Origin of the sequence: Microcoleus sp. POL10_C6 (assembly GCF_036701585.1) — a bacterium.
Classification (GTDB): domain Bacteria; phylum Cyanobacteriota; class Cyanobacteriia; order Cyanobacteriales; family Microcoleaceae; genus Microcoleus.
Map to the genome: position 1 here is coordinate 1 of NZ_JAUBRB010000114.1, position 5,081 is coordinate 5,081.

Genomic DNA, 5,081 nt, shown 5'->3' on the forward strand with positions numbered 1-5,081 from the left:
TATTTAACTCTGCTTGAATATATCGTGAGCTCCTGTTCTTAGTTTGCGATCGATTATTCAGCAAACCCTAGTTAACGTGAGCTCGATGAGGGCGATCGCAACTGGGAAACACAGACCCCTCTGACTCGTGCCCGCCACCAACTGAGTGAGATTGCCCAGGTGCGATCGACCCGACAAGATCTTTCATCCCACTAACTAAAATTATAAATTCGAGGCTCAATCTTATATCATGTCCGGGTACTTACCCATAATTAAGCAGCAACGGGAACTTGAGGCCACCAGTGAAAGTTTGTGAAACCCCGAATTAAATCTTACTGTTGGAGTAATTGTTTGTAGCGAGTAAATAAAACCTTTTCTAAGTCATCAAGATTTTCAAATGTTCGATTAGCAAGAGGCTCATTTGTAAGCGGCCAAAGTCGTAACTGCTCACCGCAACCGGGTTGCGGTGAGCAGTTACTGAAATTACCGAGCGCAAACAATTACTAATTTATATCTTTTTAACAAGCGAATAACTGGACATAACACTTGTTTCTCTTCGACTTGTATTAGAAACCCCATGTTTATCTCACAGCGTCCAGAATACAGGAAATGCCCTTTTTTGAACTATGGCACTTACCATTAAGACATTATAATCTTTCCATTGAGTTCTATCCAATGCAATTACTAATTGACACCCGACTTTTAGGTGACGGGCTATACTCACTTGTTTATGGGTTGGGAGCAGAAAAACTACAATAGTCAGAGTCAAGTATTAGGCGTTTTTGAGCGACCGTTGGAAACAAATTTGGTATGATTGAGGTAACATTTTAACTGATGGGGTTTCTTAACAATACTGACCCATCTTTTTTTACCATAAATTGGTCACAACCCCGTCAGCTAGGGGTTATGACGGGGGTGTCACCCCGTCAGGTGTATTGGTTGATCTATTTTACACCATAAGCTCAGGAGAGCCAGAAACGTTATATATTTCTGCGTCTCGGACTGATATAAAAAAAGAAAATTAATAGTGTAGGTTTTGTTCATCAACCTAACCTACACTATTAATAATTTGTGTAAGGGGAATGTTTATTCCTAACTCTCATTATTCACGACACCGAAGTTACGGAAATACCGATAACTGTTGTTTTCCTGAGTCTTTCTTCTTCCTTGCTTCTTTCCACGTCCCCATTCCTAATTACCAATTCCCAAATGACTCGCTTAGCCACAACAATAGAAGCCATACTTTACTTAAAAGGTCAGCCAGTGTCGATCGCAGAAATTGCCGAGATTGCCAAGTGCGATCGAGCCGAAGCCGAAGACGCCATCATCGAACTCATGTCTGACTCGTCCCACCGCGACAGTGCATTAGAAGTCGTCGAAACCCCCACAGGATACAGCCTGCAACTCAGAGAAGAGTTTGCCAGTTTAATGCAAACTTTAATACCTCCAGAATTAGGTGTGGGATCTCTGCGGACGCTGGCTGCGATCGCCCTCAAAGGCGGCATCGCTCAGCCAGATTTAGTTAACTTGCGAGGTTCAGGAGCTTACCAACAAGTGCAGGAACTGGTAGAAATGGGTTTCGTTCGCAAACGGCGGCCTGCTGAGGGGCGGTCGTATTGGTTACAAGTTACCGAGAAATTTCATCGGTACTTTCAAGTAGATCAACTGCCAAAACAATTGCAAATTGACTTTCAGGCAAATTTGTACCCAAGCAATGAGGAGTAGTTTGAAGTAGAATGTAACCAGCCAGAAATTAAGAATCGCCAAATGGTTTTTCACCCTGACTTTGACGCATCCAATGCCCAACAAACCGCAGTCAATCCACTGCTGAAGTACCTCCAACACCAATCCCCGGAGGTTCTAGCCCGCGTCGCCAAGTCCGTCAGCCCCGACATCAGAGAAATAATCTCTCATAACGTTCAAGGACTTGTCGGCGTTTTGCCTTCAGAAAATTTTAACGTCGAAATTACCACCGATCGCGAAAACTTAGCAGGTTTGCTAGCTTCAGCGATGATGACAGGCTATTTTTTGAGGCAAATGGAGCAGAGGATGTACCTAGAAGAAAATTTAGCAAGCACCAGCTCGATTAAACCAAACTCACCCAAAGACAAGTAAAAAAATCAACGGGTTGGGGAAGTCAGAAAGATGAAAGTTGTTCAGAAAAATCCATAATCCTGAATCATGGAGGCACAGGGAATTAAGAAACCGGGCTGTTAACCGGCTATCCCTCGCGCTACACCGCGGCTTTTGGTGAAAAAACCCGGTTACTGCTTCCAGGACTATAAAGCATCAGATTCATCTTCCATCCTCCACCCTTGCAACTAATACCAATTTCAAAAAAGAATGCAACTGTAGATAAGCTCCAAATCCTTATGCAGTAAGTCATTCTTAATTCTTTAATCGAAAATCGAAAATCGTATTACCCACCGGCGGAGCTACCCGATAGGGGAAAAGCACCCGGACGTACTTTAATTTTCTGAACTTGACCCAAACGGTTAATTTCCACTTCGAGTTCTTTGCCCACAACAGTGTTTTCCACCCGTTCTTGCACGTCACCGGGAGTGTTAACCGCAATTCCGTCAACTTTTTGAATGACATCTCCGGCGCGCAAGTCCGCTTTTTGAGCGGGGGAATTTTCCACGACTCGCGCCACGGCTACGCCTTGATCGAGGGTAATTTTATTACTATCGAGCTGTTTGTTGAGTTCTGCCTTGGTGGCGGCAGTCAAGCTGACCATTTGAATGCCGAGATAGGGATGTTCGGCTTTACCTTTGGCGAATAACTGATCGGAAATTCGTTTGGCGGTTTCGATCGGAATTGCAAATCCCAAGCCCTGAGCGTCGGCGCGAATGGCGGTATTGATGCCAATTACTTCGCCTTGGTCGTTGAGCAAGGGGCCGCCTGAATTGCCGGGGTTGATGGCGGCGTCGGTTTGGATGAAGCGGACTCGCTTGTCGGGGATGCCGACTTGGGAACTCGATCGACCCGTAGCGCTGATAATGCCCACAGTCACGGTATTGTCGAGACCTAAAGGATTGCCGATCGCGATCGCCCACTGTCCCGGTACAATATTGTCCGAGCGACCCAAAGCCACCTGCGGCAGTTCCTTAGCATTAATCTTAACCACAGCCACATCCGTCAGCGGATCGACTCCCTGCACCTTACCCTCAAACTCGCGGCCGTCTTTGAGCGTCACCTTGACAGTATCCGTCCCGGAGACAACGTGAGCATTAGTAACGATGCGGCCGTCAGAAGTGAGAATAAACCCGGAACCGGTACCTCTCTTGAGTCGTTCTTCCGGCTGCGGCAAATTCTCCCCAAAAAACCGACGAAACAAAGGATTTTTGAAAGCTTCCGGCACTTGATTCGCCACCTTGCTTGAGGCGTCAATCCGCACTACAGCCGGGCCGACTTTTTCGGCTGCTTCAGCAATAAAATTGGGATTGCTGCGATCGACTGCCCGATTTTCCAGAACTGGAGGAGAGGGATAGGGGGGGATTTGCTGGCGTACTACTGGCAAAACCAATCCGGTTTCCAGATTGTTTGAGCCTTGCAGATAGCGATTTCCCAACCATCCCATACCTCCGCCGATTGACAGCAGAGTCACATAAAGGGTCGCTTGCTTAAAAGATAAACTCATTTAATAACTCCCGCTAAATACCTCATCCCCGCAGACAGGTTCCGAATCAAGCATTTTTGTCTTGTTGGCGACGGGAAGGAAGCGGGGCGGGGCGTACCGCTTCCTCAAGAACATAGCTGTTAACAAGCAGGCGCCGATGGTCATCACAGGCAATTTTGCCGGATTTGCCAAGAGCGAATCAAACTAATAATTCTCATCCTAACTTGGCTTAGCCTGGGATTTACACTCTGGGGGGTGGCTAAAGCTTTCAAATATGCAGTTTCACAGGATTTTAAAATTGTCAACTGTCCGAAATGAATACTTTTTTATGTACATAATGACTTTGAAACGCTTATTTCCGCTGATTTTTGCATTAATTTGGTCGATCGCACCCGTTGAGAAAACGGCGGCAAATACCGAAATCCCACCTGCAAATCTTCCTTTAGGTACACCTGTAGAAAACCCCGACCCGGCCCGCGATTGCCCGAGTCCGGCTATGTCTCGGTTGCGCCGCCACACTGTGGCCCAGGGCGAAACAATAGAAAGCATCGCGCGGCAGTACAATGTGATTCCTGGGGCGCTGATCGGGATAAATCCGATGTTGCGGGGCGGTGGAGTATCTGCTGGAAGTGCGATCGTCATTCCTCCGTACAGTGGCATCGAGGTAGAAGTGCCTGCGGGCTGGAATTGGCAAAAACTGGCAGAAGCTTACAAAGTGCCCGCAGATTTGCTATTTGAGGCGAATGGGTGCAGGCCTTTGGGGAAAACGGTGTTTGTGCCAGCGGTGAATAGGTCGATCGGGCCTTCTATCAATCCCGATGCAACGCCATCGGTGCAAGGATTTCCGCTGCCCGCCCCTGCAGTGGAAGCTTTGCGTTACGGGCGGCAATTGCATCCGGCGCGGCGCGAATTTTTTTTCCACAGTGGCGTAGATTTTTTGGCGTCGGAGGGTACGCAGGTTTTGGCTGCGGGCGAGGGGACTGTCGCCTTTGCCGGGCCGCAGGGGGATTACGGGAATTTAGTGGTGGTGAACCATCAAGCGGGGAAGCAAACGCGCTACGCTCATTTGAAAGATATTGCGGTAAAAGTCGGTCAAAAAGTGCTGTCTGGAGAAGTTTTGGGAACTGTCGGGACGACGGGAAAACGGGACATTACGCCATCTCATTTGCATTTTGAAGTTCGGTACAATTCGGGTTTGGGTTGGGTTGCTGAAGACCCGCTGCTTTATTTGCAAGCGACTATTAAAAAATAGGATTGTTAGTGTGCTGGGGGGGTGACAAGCCGCCCCAAATCCAGACTGGCTAAGGATTGAGCTGTGTTGTGGTAAAAAAGATAGGCAGCAGAATTGTTACACGATTGCCTATCCCAAAAAATATGTTACCAACATTTTACTAGACTCACTTACAAACAATACTCCGGACAGTTTTTAAAGAGGAATGCGATCGCAATAAAATAGAGAAGTGAAAAAAGTGAGTGCAATCTC

Annotated in this window: 4 protein-coding genes and 1 pseudogene; 3 read left to right on the top strand and 2 right to left on the bottom strand. The window is 47.3% G+C overall.

Translation table 11 applies throughout. The features are described from left to right. Positions 1-311: 311 nt before the first annotated feature. A pseudogene (locus QUA34_RS29635) lies at positions 312-419 on the bottom strand (IS630 family transposase); the annotation flags it as partial. Between the two features lie 769 nt (positions 420-1,188). On the opposite strand from QUA34_RS29635, the gene scpB reads away from it, so the two are divergent. Both scpB and QUA34_RS29645 read left to right on the top strand, forming a co-directional pair. After that, a complete protein-coding gene (gene scpB, locus QUA34_RS29640) occupies positions 1,189-1,704 on the top strand; it encodes an SMC-Scp complex subunit ScpB (protein ID WP_333391036.1) in 516 nt (171 codons plus the stop codon). A 42-nt stretch (positions 1,705-1,746) separates the two neighbouring features. Then, positions 1,747-2,094 (top strand): DUF760 domain-containing protein, encoded by a 348-nt coding sequence (locus QUA34_RS29645; RefSeq protein ID WP_333391039.1) that lies wholly within the window; start codon positions 1,747-1,749, stop codon positions 2,092-2,094. Between the two features lie 304 nt (positions 2,095-2,398). Here QUA34_RS29645 and QUA34_RS29650 read toward each other — a convergent pair whose 3' ends face one another. Then, the gene (locus tag QUA34_RS29650) at positions 2,399-3,619 is read right to left on the bottom strand and encodes an HhoA/HhoB/HtrA family serine endopeptidase (RefSeq protein WP_333391041.1); all 1,221 of its coding nucleotides are present in this window, start codon (positions 3,617-3,619) and stop codon (positions 2,399-2,401) included. Between the two features lie 307 nt (positions 3,620-3,926). On the opposite strand from QUA34_RS29650, the gene QUA34_RS29655 reads away from it, so the two are divergent. Next, positions 3,927-4,850 (top strand): M23 family metallopeptidase, encoded by a 924-nt coding sequence (locus QUA34_RS29655; RefSeq protein ID WP_333391044.1) that lies wholly within the window; start codon positions 3,927-3,929, stop codon positions 4,848-4,850. The last annotated feature ends 231 nt before the right edge of the window (positions 4,851-5,081 follow it).